The organism is Flexithrix dorotheae DSM 6795 (assembly GCF_000379765.1).
Taxonomy (GTDB): Bacteria; Bacteroidota; Bacteroidia; order Cytophagales; family Flammeovirgaceae; genus Flexithrix; species Flexithrix dorotheae.
The window spans coordinates 46,865-63,466 of sequence record NZ_KB903434.1 but is presented as its reverse complement, the minus strand read 5'-3'; the positions used below and the strand labels follow the sequence as shown (position 1 = coordinate 63,466).

The following is a 16,602-nucleotide window of genomic DNA, read 5'->3' as shown; positions in this document are numbered from 1 at the left end:
GCAGCCATCAGATACAAGAATTTTGGTTACACCTGGGTCCACTAAATAAAATAGTATAGCTTCTAATTATACCTTTATTTTAAAGGCGAAAATTTTTGTATATAGGCCTAAAAGAAATTAAAAAAAATCTGAAAAAATATGCAAAATACTGAATATCAGTAATATAATTTTATCCCAATAGGTCCCCAGATAGGCTTTCAGCTTTTGAATTCCAATACCTATTTGTGCTTTTACAGTTTTAGGACTAAGGTTTAGTTCCTCGGCAATTTCATTATAAGTCATCCCACCTACCCGACTCATGGTGAAAATTATTCTGCATTTTTCAGGTAATTGGTTGATGCCATCTCTTATGATTCCTGCCAATTCTTTATTATCAAATTCTTCTTCCACCAAACTTACCCTGGGCTGGTCATCACCCAACAATTCTGATTGAAATGTAGTTTGGGCGTATTTACTTTTAAGATAATCGTAGGATTTATTTTTTACTGCGGTAAACAGATAAGATTTTATCGAAGATTTTAATTCCAAAGCTGCACGTTTTTCCCACATATAAATAAAGACTTCCTGGACCAGTTCTTCTGCTATTTCTTCAATTCGAACAAATTTTAAACAAAACCGAAAAAGGGGGGTGTACCAGGTTCGAAATAAATATTCATATGCGGGAATTTCCTCATTTTTGATCAGGGCAACTAGTTCTGCATCTTCAATTTTTTCGTAGGATTTATTCATTCATGAAATGGTTTTCACCTGTTTTTGTGAAAAAAGCAGTAACAATACTCCAACTGGCATAAATAGTGAAAATATGAAGAGGAATAAAAAATATGAAGGAAAACCTTGAGAACCTAACATAAATAAACCTGGCTGGCCTATGATATAAAGCTCACTGAGAATAAAGCAAATGAAAAAAATTCCTAAGCCAATTTTCGCTTTTAAATCGGAAAAGTGTAGAAATTTCAAATGGTTGAAAAAGGCTAATATGAAAATGGTGACAAACCCAATAAACACCAAATGGAGGTAACCAATTGTGAAGTTTTTAACCTGATAAGCCAGCATAGCCACAGGCTGATAAGCTGAAATAATTTGTAACCCGGTTTTTAAAATGAAGGCGATTAAAACTATAAAAAATAATTGCCCTGCTATTCTTCCTTGCCATAGCTTTTTTAGAGGTTGCCAGGATTTTTTTAAAATTAGAAATAAATAATATAGCACCACAAAATGAGCCATGGCAGAAAGATACCCAATAATTTTCACCCACAATGGTGGCTCAGTCCAGAGAGCGGAAAGCGCAAAACCAGATAAACAGGTAAAAAGCATTATCCAATAAAACCTTTTCAGAGAAAGGGAATTGAGTTTGATTTTATCATTTTCCAGCATTTTAAAAAACAAGCCGAATAGAATAAAACTGAAAAATCCATTGTACTGGAAATGCAGGTAAAAATAAATGGCCAGGTAATACCAATGACTGCCTGAAAGTCCATTGGCTATGATTGGTCCAAGTGCAAATGGCCCTATGGTGGACAATATCATTAAATAAAACCCTCCCCTAATGAATAAAAAAGCAGGAGATTTAGAAATTATTTCCCGTTTACTTTCCTTTAAAAACTTGTAAGTGAACCACCAGGACAGGAAAATATGCAGGGTGGAAAAAATGATGGAAAAAGTGGCATACCCCTGAATGGGAAAGGTAAATAACATGCCCAGTACCGCTATCTGGAATAACCAGAAAAGCACTTTAAAATGTCTGGAAAGTTTTTTAGTTAATGGGAGAAACTGAAATATGACAAGTGCAAATAAGGCATTAAATACCCAACCCAAAAAGGCTACATGGGAATGTGCGTGCAAAAAATATTTATAATTTACCCCTTTGATGGGAGAAACAAACTGCCATCTTAAAAAAGCTCCCAGAAATCCAATCAGGACCAGATAAATTAGGGAAATCTTAATCCATTTACCAATTACAATACTGTTTTTGCTCAAGGTAATTAGTCAAGCCTTTTATGGTTAATGGTACTTTTTAGAATAATAGGCCAACTCATGGGCTGAGGAAGCATATCTCCAGTCATGGTAACTGTGCCATCAAAATCCTGATTGAGTAACCCTTTTTTATTAATTCCAGAGGATTTTTCCAGGGTAACGGTACCTTTTTGAGTGCCTTCCAGATTATAAGTAATTTGAGCTCCCTGAATTTTTAAAGGTTCGGAATCATCGGTGGTTTTACAGGTAGAATTAATTTCAATAAGGTATTCGTTATTTTTCACATCGGCCAATGTCCAGGTATTATCCAGGGTAAGGGCAAATCCCGATTTTATTTTGGATTGTTTAGACCAGGAATCTCCAATTTTTACGGGCTTTTCAGGATAAAAACCGAACATCTGGTCAAAGTTTGCCTGCAAAGCTTCATTTCCAAATTGTTGTCTTAAGTTTTTGGCCAGCTCTTCTTTTTGTTCTTCATTCACGTTTTCCAGCCTTTTTAGCATATCCTCCATTATTTTATCAATACCCTCAATTTGAGATATTTTTCCAATCCGGTCCATTTTCAGATTGAAACTCTTTCCCGCCAAAACCGAGTAGCCCATAGCCAAAGGGTGTACTTCTTCATCCGGGTTTTGGGAATCAAACTCGATTTTTCCCATACTTCCATCCTGAGTGAATTTTAATTGATCATAGGTAATTTTAATATCGTATCCGACTTTCTTATCCCCGCCCATCACCTCAAAAAGATAGACCATGGCGATAGTCTGTTTCATATTTTGGCTTTGTCCCATCACTTCCTGGGAAATATCCTGACTAGTTACCATTTCCAGCTTGTAGCTGTCCCCTTTTTTTAGGTTTAATTCTATTTTATATTTCTTCAGGATGTGAGAGGACTGTCCTAAAAAAAATATAAGAAGTGTAAAAATCAGGATAGCGTTTCTTTTTAATTTTTGCATTTCTGTGGGTATAAGAAGTGAAAAATGATTTTGGAGAGTGTGCGCAAATTTTTTATGAATTATAAATAGAGATTTAAATATTTCTCCATTTCCTGTTGTACTGTTTGGGCCGCCTTCGAGGCAGATTTCCCAAAATCTTTATCAGTAGAAGCATAAATAATTCCTCTGGAAGAATTGACTAATAATCCACAATTATCATTCATCCCATATTTAGAAACGCCTTCCAAATCGCCACCCTGAGCACCGATGCCAGGAACCAGAAGGAAATTATCCGGGGCAATTTCCCGAATGGCTGAAAAACGCTCTGCTTTGGTAGCTCCAACCACAAACATAAGCTGGTCGGTAGTAGCCCACTCCTGGCTTTTCAGAATCACTTCCTGAAAAAGCTGTTTGTTTTCTCCTGTGCTTAAAATCTGGAAATCCTTGCTGCCTTTATTGGAGGTGAGTGCTAATAAGATGACCCATTTTCCATCAAATTCCAGAAAAGGGGTAACCGAATCTTCACCCATATATGGGGCTACGGTTATGGAATCGAAATCCATGTTTTCAAAAAAAGCTTTGGCATACATTTTTGAAGTATTCCCAATATCGCCCCTTTTTGCATCGGCAATGGTAAAAAATTCTTTGGGAATATAATCGAGTGTTTTTTGCAAACTTTCCCATCCTGCAGGTCCCATTGATTCATAAAAAGCAATATTTGGTTTATAAGCTACACAATAATCGGCTGTAGCATCTATAATCTGCTTATTGAATTCAAAAATGGGATCTTTTTCCTTCAGCAAATGCGGAGGGATTTTTTGAAGATCAGTATCTAAACCCACGCATAAGTAGGAATTTTTTTGCTTTATCTGTTCGAATATAAATTGCTTGTTCATTTGAATTTTGTGGGAGTCACCATTTTATTTATGCACACTTGGAAGGATTTTTTACCAGAGTATTACATAATCAAAAAAATAAATCTGTAATCAAAATTAGGCGGGTATCATTCAATTTCCAACTCAATTGCAGGGTCCCAATGGTATTTCTTAAAATCCTTTACTTTATCCTTTTCTACTGGGACTCCTTCCTCTTTCAGTCGATCTGCCATTAAAGTGGGAGTGGCAAAGTGGTGCTTGCCTGTTAGCAAGCCTGAACTATTCACTACACGGTGCGCAGGTAAATCGGCATACTTTTCTCCGAAGGAACTATTCAGTGCCCAACCCACCATTCTGGCACCACTTTTCATGCCCAGAAATTTGGCTATTGTCCCATAAGAAGTTACCCTGCCTTTGGGAATCAGCTTTACTACTTCATACACTTCCAGAAAGAAATTTTCATTTTTCTTTTTCATGATTTGAAGTTAAAAAACTTTTTGGGAAAGTTTTAAAAAGAACTAAAAAGCCAGCCAAAATGATTGTTTATACCTTTATTAAAATGCTGATAGAGATATTGGAACTCTTTAATGGTATATTTCCCCAATACCAAAAGTTCCTCTTTTTCTGGTATTGCAGGCTTACTTTCGTTGTTCATTCTGTCAAGAGAAGTAAGGACAAAGGAATATTTTTCCACCAATTCTATTTCTTTGATCACAAAAGAAGTATCCTGAGCCGGGATAATTGTCATCAGGTTTTCCGGATTTTGAATGCCATCCTCAGGATTAGTATCATTGGGAATTTTATAAAGTGCATATTTATAAACACAGTCTCCATCCTCAGCCTCAGCAGGTTTTGTCCAGGTGAGGCTGGCGTGTAAACCTTCTATTTTTAGTTTGAAATTTTCAGGGGAATTTGGGGAAATATCATCCAGCCAGGTCATTGGAGGAACAAGAGCAGGAGTTCGGTAATAAAAGTTGGCCAGCGAATCTCTGAAGTTTCCACGATTCCTCAAAAAGTTTTTCGCCCTGAAAAATACACTTCCCTGAATATTTTTAAACCTTCTGTTGTAAGTGATTTGTTTGGGGATTTCTGTTTTATCATACCAGCTTTTGTCGGAATCCCAATATACTTTAAAAGCGGCATGGCCAATATACAGATGGCGTCCGAAGGAGTTTTTATCCCACCATCTTATTAAAGTTCTGTAGTTAACGGATTTCAACTTTGTACTGAAATAAACCTGGGGGGCCACATAATCTATCCACCCTTTTTCCAGCCAGAGTCTGATATCTGCATTTAAATGATCGTAACTGGTTACGCCTCCTCTTGTATGTGATCCAAGTGGGCTATCATAAATATTTCTCCATACTCCAGCCGGACTAATTCCAAACTTCAGTTTTGGGTTAACAGCCTTGGTCGCAGTGTTGATATCCATCACGAGCTGACTAATATTATTCCTCCTCCATTCGTCTTTGTCTTTGCTATCACCTTTATATTTCCAGTATTGGGCATCATCTTTTAGCTTCATATCTGGTTGGGGATACGGATAGAAGTAGTCGTCAAAATGGAGTCCGTCAATATCATATCTGGAAACCAAATCTTCACATAATCCAATCAGATATTCCCTTACTTCTGGAATACCGGGATTAAATATTTTCATGCTGCCATAAGTGAGAAACCATTGTGGTTTTCGATTCACAATGTGGGACTCATGGATATTTGAAAATCTGGTATGGTAAACAGCCCTTAACGGATTGAGCCAGGCATGAAATTCCATGTTTCTTTTATGGGTTTCCTCCAGCATAAAGGTGAGTGGATCAAACCCATTTTCAGGAGCCTTTCCCTGTTCTCCCATCAACCATTCCGACCAAGGCTCATAATTACTTTTATAAAAAGAATCTCCGGATGGCCTAACCTGTACAATTACCGCATTCAGGTTGGCTTCCACACAATTATCAAGGATTTTAATATATTCTGCCTTTATTTCTTCAATAGATAACCCTTTTTTTGAAGGCCAGTCCATATTATTTAAAGTAGTAATCCAAATCGCTCTGAATTCATGTTTTGGAGGATTTTGTGCAGAAACAAGAAGATTGGATACACTTAGGATTTGAATGATAATTACACCAATAAAAGTGACTAAAAATCCCAAAAATAATTTCCTGATGCTTTTATGCTTTTTTTGATGCATTTTAAAAAATTGGTAAGTAGCTAAAAAAATATTTTGCCCAAAAAGTGTGCAGAAAGAAAAGATGCGAATTTAACTTTCAATATTAAAAGGCTTCCAATAAAATTAAAAGTGAATAAATAATCAATTATTGTCGGGAAAACTAAAATAAAAGGTGTGATGATAAACTTTCTGGAAATAGTCCATTTTCATTAACCAACCCAGCACTTTTGGCGTCTAACCCATAATGCCAAAAAACAAATTTAAAATGATTCGAATAATATTATTTTTACTATTTCTTATTTCAATTCAATTTACAAATGCACAAAGTGTTGATATTCCATCAAAAAAATGGGGAATCAGTTTTGGGAATTCCATCAATTTTACCGGATTGCGGCTAAATTTCAGAGATAATAATATTGAAAAAATTAACGGAATAAACTTCACCATTTGGAATCCAAGAGAGCCGGTAACAGGATCAGTGAATGGTTTAGCAATTGGCTTACCCATTACCGGTTCCGGAAATTTGAATGGTGTTGCTATTGGAGCCGGAGTAATGGCGGAAAAATCAATTCATGGAATTAATATTGGGATTTTAGGTACAGGTAGTGGGGAAGATATGAAAGGATTTAACATTGCAGGTTTGGGAATAGGAAGCGGTTCTGAAATAGCTGGAATTAATCTGGCAGGTCTGGGGTTGGGAACAGGTGGAGATTTAAAAGGAGTTTCCATAGGAGGATTGGGCATTGGAGCTGGAGAAAGTATTTCGGGGATAACCTTTGCCGGATTGGGAGTAGGCAGTGGAAATGAGATAAAAGGGCTGACATTTGGAGGATTAGGTGTAGGTGCAGGATCAAACATTTATGGTATAACGGCTGCAATACTTGGGGTGGGCAGTGGAGAAAATGTGGTGGGATTAACCGTTGCAGGAATAGGAATAGGGGCGGGAGAATCCTTGAAAGGAATAAACATAGCGGTAATCGGAGTAGGTGCGCCAAATGTAAGCGGGATAAATATTGCCGCTGCGGTAGGAGGGGAAAATGTTAGTGGTTTAGCAATAGCTCCGGCATATTTTAAAATAGAGGGAGGAACTTTAAAGGGACTTTCTGTGAGTGCTTTTAACTATGTAAAAGGGGAAAACAGGGGAATAAATATTGGTGTTTTTAATTATGCAGTTTCGAACAAAGGATTACAAATAGGCATTTTAAATTATGTGAAAAATAATCCGAAAGGGTTGAAAATTTTGCCCATTTTCAATGCCGATTTTTCAAAATAATTCTTGAAAAGTGAATCTTGATTATTTTAGCAAATTTGCACAATTTCAACTCTTAAAAAAGTCCTGATCATTTGTTTTTCGTAATTTAGTCCAAAATTTATTGAGTTTTAGAGGCAGAAATAATTTACCTGAAGCAGTGAAAAGTATTACTATTGGGTGAGGTTAAAGTTGGTTGTTCATGCATTTACAAAATTTACATTTACTATCTTTTAAAAACTATGAACATTTAGATCTTGAATTTCCAAAAGATATAAATTGCATTGTGGGGGCAAATGGCGTAGGTAAAACCAATTTACTCGATGCCATCAATTATCTGTGCATGACAAAAAGCGCATTTAATTATGTAGATAACCAAAATATAAAACACGGTGATCCATTTTTTTTGGTGGAAGGAGAAATTGATTCAGGAGAGCGAAAATTTAAAATTCATTGCAGTCTTAAAAATGGCCGGAAAAAATCCTTTAGACTCAATAAAAAAGAATACGAAAAAGTTAGTGAACACATTGGGAAATTTCCCTGTGTCCTCATTACCCCATATGATACAGATTTGGTGAGGGAAGGAAGTGAAATCCGAAGAAAATTCATGGACAATACCATTTCTCAAACGGATAAAATTTATTTGGATAACCTATTGAAGTATAATCACTTAATTCGGCAAAGAAATAATCTCTTAAAGTATTTTTTCGAAAACAGGACCTTTGATCAGGATTTGCTGGATTCTTACAATGAACCCATCATTGGGTTGGGAAAAAGCATCTATGAAAAACGAAACGCTTTTGTGGAAGAATTTTTACCTATTTTCCTTGAAAATTATGCTTTTATTAGTGATGAGGCTGAGCCAGTTGCACTCACCTATCAATCTCATCATCAGACTGCAAATTTTGAGGAAGAATTTAGAAGGAATATCAAAAAGGATTTACAGCTTCAGCGTACATGTATGGGTATTCATAAAGATGATTTCCTATTTGAAATTTCCAACTACCCCCTCAAGAAATTTGGTTCCCAGGGCCAGCAAAAGTCCTTTGTAATTTCATTAAAACTAGCCCAGTTTCAGGTAATTTATGAAATTACCCAAAATAAACCGCTGTTGCTGCTTGATGATATATTCGACAAACTTGATGATAATAGAATAGCAAAATTACTGGAATTGGTTTCCAAAGGTACTTTTGGGCAAATCTTTCTTACAGATGCCAGACCAGAGCGATCAGCCGTTTTACTGGATAATATGAGGGAAAAGGTGGCTTTCTATAATATGGAAGAAATTATTCCCGGAACCTGAAAAACTTGATGAAACCACATCAATTTTCTAGCTAGAAAGCCCTCATAATTTGAATTTTGGATTTATATTTTCCAGTGAGTTCGCAGTCTTCAATATCGAGATAGATTGAGCCGCTTCCCACTAAAAGATAGTCTTTTTTCCGCCAGTGTCCGTCCTTCTTTTCAAGGAACAAAGTGATTTTTACTTCTTCACCATTTGGAGTAAAAACTTCTCCCTTTACGATTTGAGCACCTTTACAATCGTCTATTCTGTTCATTTCTGAAACTCTGAATCTGGGTGAAGTCCCTTTTTTAGCGTGCATGGTTTCCACTTCCACACCGGTAGGAACCTTCAGGTTATCCAGGTACTTATAGTAGGGAAAACAGAAATAATTTCCGGTATAATCACAGGAGGCAATGTCTAACATCAGTTCTCCAGAGCCCTTTCTGCTATAAGTTTTTCTTTCCCAGGAGCCGTTGTACTTTTGGAAATACATTACAACCTCTACCTCTTCATCCTCTATCATTGAAACAACAAATGCTGATTCAATGACAAGTCCTCCTCCATGGCTGCAATCGTCAGGCCTTTCTTTATGGTTGATTAGGCATTTTGGCCTTGGAGCCTTTTGTTGAGCCATTGCCTGGTTGATTACAAAAATTGAATTTAATACTAAAAGACAAGTAAATATTAATCTCATATATTCTTCCGCTAACTTAAAAAAGGCACCCTTGTAAGTTTTTTACCTAATTTTGATGTTTTTTGAACGCAGGTGCTTTACCAAAATATATCTATCGTGCTTTTGATATTATTTTATTAAGTTCCATTAACGGTAATATTGCCAATTCGGTATTAATTCATATAGATAGGCAGGTGTTTAGTTTTACATGATTTGATGTAAGAATTGAATAAACAGGCTAATAAAAAACAGGCTTTAAATCATACTAATTTTAGATTTTAGAATATTTAAAGAGTTGCCCAGCTTTAAAATACCGTTGTTGGCATGTAAAAGGTTTTGTCCGAAATAGATTTTTTTATCCTTTTTTCTGTAGCTGGACAAGGTTTTTAGAGGTTCTTTTCCCTTTTGCCCATTTTCCTGATCTATCGTGGTAAGCACACACCTGGCACATGGTTTTGCTACTGTGAAATCAATTTCCCCAATTTTAATTTTGTCCCAGGAATCTTCAGCGTAAGGAAGTGTGCCATTTACTACTAAATTTGGCCGAAATCTATTCATGGGTACCGGACTGTCCAATCGGGTATTTAGATCTGCCAAAGAAGCCTCTGAAATCAAAAGATTGGGATAGCCGTCTGCAAAACTTACAATTTTTCCATCCGGATTGTATCGCGTGTCCACAATTCTATTCGAATCATTTGGCATATAAACCAGTCGGCATTTAAAGTCTAAAAATTCGGAAAACCATTGGTCATATTGATCACTTAAAAAAACAGCTTCGCAATGGTCGTCCCATACCTCTACAGTAGTTTTTTCCCCAGTCTGTAGTTTTTTGTCGATATTTAGTTCACCAAAATCTTTTACAGAAATAATCAGCTGATCACTGATGATCCGGGTTTTGGCCAAAGCCATTTTTGGATGTTTCCGCTGGCTAAGAAATCTGCCGTTTTCATCTACAAGCATCCATCTTCTATCATATTGCAGGCCGGTGTCTTCCAGAATTGATTCTTTTATGCTAATTCCTGCTAGTGATTTTACAGGGTAAATATTGATTTCAGTAAGTTGAATATCCATCTTAAATTATTTCAAAATATCTTTTTAATTCCCAGTCGGTTACTTTTTGAGCAAACTGCCTGACTTCCCACTCCCTGGTGCGCACAAAGTGGTCCACAAACTCTTCCCCAAATAATTCTCGGGAAATTTCTGAGTTTTTCATTTTTGCGGTAGCTTCTTCAAGAGATGATGGCAGTGTCCCATTCGAAAAATTCTCATAGCCATTGCCTTGGGTAGGCTTTACTTCTAATTTCAATTTATGTTTAATTCCATAAAGACCCGCGGCCAGACAAGCTGACATGGCTAGGTACGGGTTTACATCAGAGCCAACAACTCTGGTTTCCAGTCGGGTAGATTTTTTGGAGCCGGGTAAAGCCCTTAAGGCTACGGTTCTGTTATCAATTCCCCAGGTGAGGGTAGTGGGTGCCCAGGCGCCTTCCACTAATCTTTTATAACTGTTAATTGTTGGAGCAACCATAGGGAGCATATATGGAAGGCAATGTAATTGACCTGCCATATAACTTTCCATTAAATCACTCATCTGGTGGGCCTTTTTCTCATCATAAAAGAGATTGTTCTTTTTTTGATCGTCCCATAAACTTTGATGAACATGACCACTACAACCTGGTAATTTTTCATTCCATTTGGCCATAAAGGTGGCCATTATATTTTGTTTGTAGGCAATTTCCTTAGCTCCTGTTTTAAATAATACCGCCCTGTCGGCTGCTTCTAAAATTTCACTGTACATAATGGCGGCTTCAAAAACTCCCGGACCTGTTTCGGTGTGCAGGCCTTCCAACGGTACGCCAAATTGTTCTAATTGATCGAAAAGGCTGTTGAAAAATTCACTGCCAATGGTTGCCCTTAAGATGGAATAACCAAACATTCCCGGGGTAATCGGCTGGGGTTGACTGAATTGTTTATCTGCCAGACTTTGGGAAGTTTCTTTAAAATTAAACCATTCAAATTCCTGTGAGAAAAAAGGTGTAAAACCTAAACCTCTGGCTTCTGCAGTAATTTTTTTTAATAAGCTCCTGGGGCAAATATCCAGAGCCTTATCAGCCCCGCTTTTAAAATCTGCAAGGAAAAATGGAATATCATTATCCCATGGGACTTTTCGGTAGGTAGTTAAATCAAGTACAGCCTGTGCATCAGGATAGCCAGTATGCCATCCTGTAAATTTTCCATTGTCATAAGAAACATCTGCTGCATCCCATCCAAATACTACATCACAAAAACCAAATCCTGTTTCTACCACCGATAAAAACTTTTCCTTGTGGATTACTTTTCCCCTTAAAATCCCATCGATATCGCAAATGGCAAGTTTTACTTTATTTAAGGGAGAATTTTTTACTTCTTCAATGATCTGGTCTTTGGTCATTTTTGAATATTGTTTTCGATTTGGAGATTGATGTTTTATTGAATGAAGTGATTTAAACTTTTTCTATTTCCTGAAAAATGTTTTAAAAAAGCCTTTTCTGCGTTACTTTTTTCAATAATAGCGCTGCTATTCTTTTCAAAAAGTGTCTTAATAAGTCTCTTTTAAATTCATTTTCGGTTAAAAACAATAAGTTTGAATCACTTCGATTTATTTCCTTACAAAAAGTTTAAACCCAATAAAGGAAATAAAAATGATTCCGAAATAAACTCCGGCCAGCTCTAAGTTATAAATGGTCATTGAAATGAAAGAAAAAACGGCAATAATCAAAGCTAAATAGGGAAAAATGGGATAAAGCGGGACTTTAAAAGGTCTTTCCAAATTTGGCTCTTTTTTCCGAAGTTGAATTAGGGCTATCATGGAAATGAAATAAAGGGTTAATGCTCCAAAACAGGCTATGGTAATAATTTCTCCGGTTTTTCCAGTCAGTAAGGCAAGAATTCCGATAATCAGGTTGACTATTAGAGCATTGGCAGGTGTCTGGAATTTTTTATTCACTAAGCCCAGTTTTTTAGGGAAATAACCAATTCTGCCAAATTCAAAAGTCGCTCTTCCTGCTGCTAAGATAATTCCATGGAAAGAGGCTACTAAACCAAAAAGTCCGATCACAATCAAAAGGTGATACAAAAATGCACTTTCTCCTACTACCCTGCCCAAAGCAAGTGGCAATGGAGAATCGGATAACTCATTGGTTTCCGGATTGAATACTACTGCTTCCCAGCCGGCTACACCTACAGAAGAAGCAAATGTGAGCAAACATAAGGTTACCAAAGTCAGTAAAGCAGAGCCAAAACCAATCAATACATTTCTTTGAGGGTTGATAGTTTCCTCCGCCACATTGGCAACTCCTTCTATGGCAAGGAAAAACCAGATGGCAAATGGAATTGCGGCAAATGCTCCGGTAAAACCATTGGGTAGTGCATTTTTAGTGAGGTTTTCAAACTCGAATGAAGGAAGTGTAGCTCCAGCAAATATTAATAATTCTACTACAGCAAATACTGTAATGATTAATTCAAAGGAAGCGGCTGCTTTTACACCATAAATATTTAAGCCTGTAAAAATTAAATAGGCAATTATAGCGATCATTAGCGGATTAATATCCGGAAGGAAAATATTAAAATAAGCTCCAATAGCAAGTGCAATTGCTGGAGGAGCAAAAACAAATTCTACTAATTGTGCCATTCCCGCCAGAAATCCGAGATTTTTGCCCAGTCCCCTGTCCGCATAATCAAAAGCACCACCGGCTTTGGGAATTGCACAGGCCAGTTCTGTGTAGCTAAAAGTAAAGGTAATGTACATGATGATGATGAAAAAGGTGGCAATGGCCATGCCCATGGTTCCCCCTTTTTCCAATCCTAAATTCCATCCGAAATACATCCCGGAAATCACATATCCTACACCAAGCCCCCATAGCATTAATGGTCCCAGTGTTTTTTTTAAGCCAGTTTGTTGATCAGTTTCCGGAGGTTTGTTCATTTTAGTAGGAAAAATGTAGTTAGAATGAAATCTTCCTTTAAAAAAACAAAAAGCCGCCAATTATAAAAATTGGCGGCTGTAAATATTTCTTTTAAAAAGTTTTTATAATGGAGAAGTTACCTTTTTCCCAATTAACTCTAAAACTTCTTTCTCTATACCATCGGGACAAAACCCTGAATACCTTTGGAGTTCGATTTGTTCTCCCTGTTCTACCACTTCATCCGGGATTCCAAGCCTTTTTACTTTGGAAGCATAACCCTTATCAACCATAAATTCAATGATGGCACTTCCGAAACCTCCCTGAATACAGCCGTCTTCCACAGTGATCACCTTGTTGAATGTTGAAAAAACTTCATGAAGCATTTCCTCATCCAGGGGTTTCACAAATCGCATATCATAATGTGCTATATCTAATCCTTTCTTTTCCAGTCTGGCAGTCACTTCTTTGGCATAATTCCCAATATGACCGATGGTTAAGATCGCCAAATCCTTTCCATCTCTGATTTTTCTGCCTTTCCCAACCGGAATTTCCTGCATTTCAGTTTTCCAGTCCGGGGTTACACCCTGGCCTCTTGGGTATCTGATGGTATAAGCCTGGCCTTCTCTTGGCAATTGAGAGGAATACATCAGGTTTCTCAATTCAGGTTCATCCATTGGCGCAGCTACAATCAGATTAGGCAAACATCTCATGTAGGCCAAATCATAAGCTCCATGGTGAGTTGCCCCATCAGCTCCGGCAAATCCAGCTCTATCAAGGAAAAAGTTTACTGCCAGGTTTTGGATACACACATCGTGAATGACCTGATCGTAAGCTCTTTGCATAAAGCTGGAATAAATATTACAGAAAGGCAATTTCCCTTGAGTAGCCAGACCTGCTGAGAAAGTTACCGCATGCTGTTCGGCAATTCCTACATCAAAAGCCCGGTCAGGCATGGCTTTCATCATGATATTCATGGATGAACCAGATGGCATGGCCGGGGTAATTCCTACAATTTTATCATTCTTTTCCGCCAGCTCTACGATGGTATTACCAAAAACATCCTGATATTTTGGAGCTTGCGGTGTATCAAATATTTTCTTCTTTATTTCCCCGGTTACTTTGTCAAATTTTCCAGGGGCATGCCATTTGGTCTGGTCTTTTTCTGCCGGGCCATATCCTTTTCCTTTTGTAGTAATACAGTGCAAAAGCTTAGGGCCGGGAATATCTTTCAGGTCAGATAAAACACTAACCATGTGGTTGATGTCATGGCCATCAACTGGTCCGAAATACCTTAAGTTAAGCGCTTCGAAAAGATTACTTTGGGAAAGCAGGGTAGATTTTAGCAGGTGATCTAACCTTGAAGCTGCTTCTCTGGCTCCTGGGGCTACTTTATCCAGTTTGCCAAGTATTTTCCAAATGTCTTCCTTTATTCTGTTATAAATATGGGAAGTTGTAATGTCTGTAAGATAATCTTTGAGTGCGCCAACATTTGGGTCAATGGCCATACAATTATCATTTAAAATAATGATAATGTTAGAATCGGTGAAACCCGCATGATTCATAGCCTCAAAGGCAAGGCCTGCAGTTAATGCGCCATCTCCAATAACAGCAATATGTTGTTTTTTGTTATCTCCCTTTAGTTTGGAAGCCATAGCCATTCCCAGCGCAGCGGAAATTGAGGTAGAAGAGTGGCCTACTCCAAAAGCGTCATACTCACTTTCCCATCTTCTTGGAAAACCGGAAATACCCTGATAAGTTCTGTTGGTATGGAACTTTTCCCTTCTTCCGGTTAATATCTTGTGACCGTAAGCCTGATGGCCAACGTCCCAAACTACCTGATCGCTGGGTGTATTGAAAACATAATGAAGTGCAACCGTCAATTCCACTACCCCCAGACTTGCCCCAAAATGTCCGCCAAATACTGAAACATTATCAATAATATATTGACGGAGTTCCTTGCAAACTTTATAAAGGTCTGAAGGATCGATTTTTTTCAAGTCGTCCGGGCTATCTATTTTTGAAAGTAATTCTCCTGGCTCAATTAACATTACAATGGGGTCTGAATTAAATAATGGTAGGATGCAACTACCTTACACAAATGTGCTAAAATTTAAAACAAGTGCAAATATAAATTAACAATTGTTTGAATGGCTCATAAATAACAATTTAAACTGTAAAAATGTTTTTGGGGAGTTTGAAATTTATTTCTATTTGGAAGTGATTGTAAGATATTGATATTCAGTATTTTGATAATTTTATTGAAAGTCTGAAATACCTGAGTTGCATCTCTGGGTACAAAAATCTGAAGGTTTATTTTTTAAGTGGGAATTAATTTTATCAGATATGATGTTAGAGGATTTGAATATTTTTTCATACAAAAACACGCTTAATGATGAACTACTCACTAAAAAATGAAGCTTTTCTAAGACATTTATTGACATTCTTTTTTTGTATTTCTTTGTCTTCTGTTTTTGCGCAGGGTAAACCCAGCCCTGCAAAAAGTCTGGAAGCCAAAGTTGATGGTCTGACTATAAAAATGGATTATAGTTCCCCGGCTGTAAAAGGACGGAAAATTTGGGGAGGATTGGAAGCTTATGATAAAGTTTGGAGAGCCGGAGCCAATGAAGCGACTACTTTTGAAGTAGATAAAGCTGTGAAAATAAATGGGAAAGCATTGCCCGCTGGAAAGTACAGTTTTTTTATTATTCCTAAAGAATCGGGGGACTGGACTATTATTTTCAATACTGTAGCTGAGCAATGGGGTGCTTATAAATATGATGAAAGTAAAGATGCTCTGCGGGTGGATGTAAAAACCGAAAGCCTGGATGCTACTCAGGAGAGATTAGAATATCAATTTGATGAAAAAGCTAAAGAAGTAGCAATGGTTTGGGAAAAGGTAAAGGTACCATTTAAGGTAACCATGTAATTGAGGAAAACTTAAAAATAAAAAAACCAACCATGTACGATCTGGTTGGTTTTTTTAATCCCAAATTCTTTTCATTTCTATAGTTTTAAGAGGTTTCTTCTGATACTGGTTCTTCCATTAGTGATAATCATGGTATATTTTCCTTCCTGAGCCCGTGTTAAATCTAATTCTTCGGTGTGGAAATCTTCCATTTTTAAAAACCTTTTGCTGGTTGCGATTTCACCAGTAGTTTGAGAAATCAGGGTAATGGTCATTTCTCCTTTAATTTCTTCACTGTCAATTTCTATTTTAAAAAAATCACTTCCGGGATTAGGATAAACTTTAGTGGCTTCTTCAAGTATTTGCCTACCTATATTTTCACTATTTAGATGTTTATAACTAGTGGCTATTGGTTCGTTGATTTTCAAACCTGCTGCATATAGATTGTTTGTGAATAACAATGCAGTACAGAAGATTGCGGTTAAAGTAATTTGCAGCGTTTTCATGATTTCAGGTTTTTAAAGTGACTTTTTGATTATAAACCAAATATGCCTGATTAATGAGGTACAAGAAAAAGAAAAAAAGTGAACTGGTA

Annotated in this window: 15 protein-coding genes; 3 read left to right on the top strand and 12 right to left on the bottom strand. The window is 37.0% G+C overall.

Translation table 11 applies throughout. The features are described from left to right. Positions 1-117: 117 nt before the first annotated feature. The 6 genes from A3EM_RS0108840 to A3EM_RS41910 form a co-directional block, all read right to left on the bottom strand. Positions 118-729 (bottom strand): RNA polymerase sigma-70 factor, encoded by a 612-nt coding sequence (locus tag A3EM_RS0108840; protein WP_020527835.1) that lies wholly within the window; start codon positions 727-729, stop codon positions 118-120. After that, positions 730-1,977, bottom strand: a complete 1,248-nt coding sequence (locus A3EM_RS0108835; RefSeq protein ID WP_020527834.1) for a hypothetical protein — start codon at positions 1,975-1,977, stop codon at positions 730-732. 5 nt (positions 1,978-1,982) lie between these two features. Then, a complete protein-coding gene (locus tag A3EM_RS0108830) occupies positions 1,983-2,930 on the bottom strand; it encodes a DUF6263 family protein (protein WP_020527833.1) in 948 nt (315 codons plus the stop codon). A 59-nt stretch (positions 2,931-2,989) separates the two neighbouring features. Beyond that, entirely contained in the window at positions 2,990-3,805 is an 816-nt protein-coding gene (gene pyrF / locus A3EM_RS0108825) for an orotidine-5'-phosphate decarboxylase (protein ID WP_020527832.1), read from the bottom strand. A gap of 107 nt (positions 3,806-3,912) precedes the next feature. Further along, positions 3,913-4,260 (bottom strand): MGMT family protein, encoded by a 348-nt coding sequence (locus A3EM_RS0108820; protein ID WP_020527831.1) that lies wholly within the window; start codon positions 4,258-4,260, stop codon positions 3,913-3,915. Positions 4,261-4,292: 32 nt separating this feature from the next. Next, positions 4,293-5,972, bottom strand: coding sequence for a glycoside hydrolase family 10-like protein (locus A3EM_RS41910; RefSeq protein ID WP_020527830.1), 1,680 nt, complete (start codon positions 5,970-5,972; stop codon positions 4,293-4,295). A gap of 244 nt (positions 5,973-6,216) precedes the next feature. Here A3EM_RS41910 and A3EM_RS0108810 point away from each other — a divergent pair, with 244 nt between their 5' ends. Together A3EM_RS0108810 and recF are read left to right on the top strand one after the other, a co-directional pair. Beyond that, complete coding sequence (locus tag A3EM_RS0108810; RefSeq protein ID WP_157637791.1) at positions 6,217-7,224, top strand: hypothetical protein; 1,008 nt, start codon at positions 6,217-6,219, stop codon at positions 7,222-7,224. A 178-nt stretch (positions 7,225-7,402) separates the two neighbouring features. Continuing rightward, the gene (gene recF / locus A3EM_RS0108805) at positions 7,403-8,503 is read left to right on the top strand and encodes a DNA replication/repair protein RecF (RefSeq protein WP_020527828.1); all 1,101 of its coding nucleotides are present in this window, start codon (positions 7,403-7,405) and stop codon (positions 8,501-8,503) included. Positions 8,504-8,534: 31 nt separating this feature from the next. On the opposite strand, the gene A3EM_RS0108800 is transcribed toward recF, so the two are convergent. The 5 genes from A3EM_RS0108800 to dxs form a co-directional block, all read right to left on the bottom strand. Further along, complete coding sequence (locus tag A3EM_RS0108800) at positions 8,535-9,119, bottom strand: hypothetical protein (RefSeq protein WP_169513339.1); 585 nt, start codon at positions 9,117-9,119, stop codon at positions 8,535-8,537. A 294-nt stretch (positions 9,120-9,413) separates the two neighbouring features. Next, entirely contained in the window at positions 9,414-10,229 is an 816-nt protein-coding gene (locus A3EM_RS0108795; RefSeq protein ID WP_020527826.1) for an MOSC domain-containing protein, read from the bottom strand. Position 10,230: 1 nt separating this feature from the next. Further along, the gene (locus A3EM_RS0108790) at positions 10,231-11,589 is read right to left on the bottom strand and encodes a glutamine synthetase family protein (RefSeq protein WP_020527825.1); all 1,359 of its coding nucleotides are present in this window, start codon (positions 11,587-11,589) and stop codon (positions 10,231-10,233) included. A 207-nt stretch (positions 11,590-11,796) separates the two neighbouring features. Then, the gene (gene eat / locus A3EM_RS0108785; protein ID WP_083925206.1) at positions 11,797-13,122 is read right to left on the bottom strand and encodes an ethanolamine permease; all 1,326 of its coding nucleotides are present in this window, start codon (positions 13,120-13,122) and stop codon (positions 11,797-11,799) included. A 102-nt stretch (positions 13,123-13,224) separates the two neighbouring features. After that, positions 13,225-15,150: a 1-deoxy-D-xylulose-5-phosphate synthase gene (gene dxs, locus A3EM_RS0108780; protein ID WP_020527823.1), complete on the bottom strand. Its 1,926-nt coding sequence runs from the start codon at positions 15,148-15,150 to the stop codon at positions 13,225-13,227. A gap of 341 nt (positions 15,151-15,491) precedes the next feature. Here dxs and A3EM_RS0108770 point away from each other — a divergent pair, with 341 nt between their 5' ends. Then, positions 15,492-16,028, top strand: coding sequence for a DUF2911 domain-containing protein (locus A3EM_RS0108770; protein ID WP_245576492.1), 537 nt, complete (start codon positions 15,492-15,494; stop codon positions 16,026-16,028). Positions 16,029-16,105: 77 nt separating this feature from the next. On the opposite strand, the gene A3EM_RS0108765 is transcribed toward A3EM_RS0108770, so the two are convergent. Further along, on the bottom strand, positions 16,106-16,513 hold the full coding sequence (locus A3EM_RS0108765) for a T9SS type A sorting domain-containing protein (protein WP_020527820.1): 408 nt from the start codon (positions 16,511-16,513) through the stop codon (positions 16,106-16,108). Positions 16,514-16,602 lie beyond the last annotated feature (89 nt).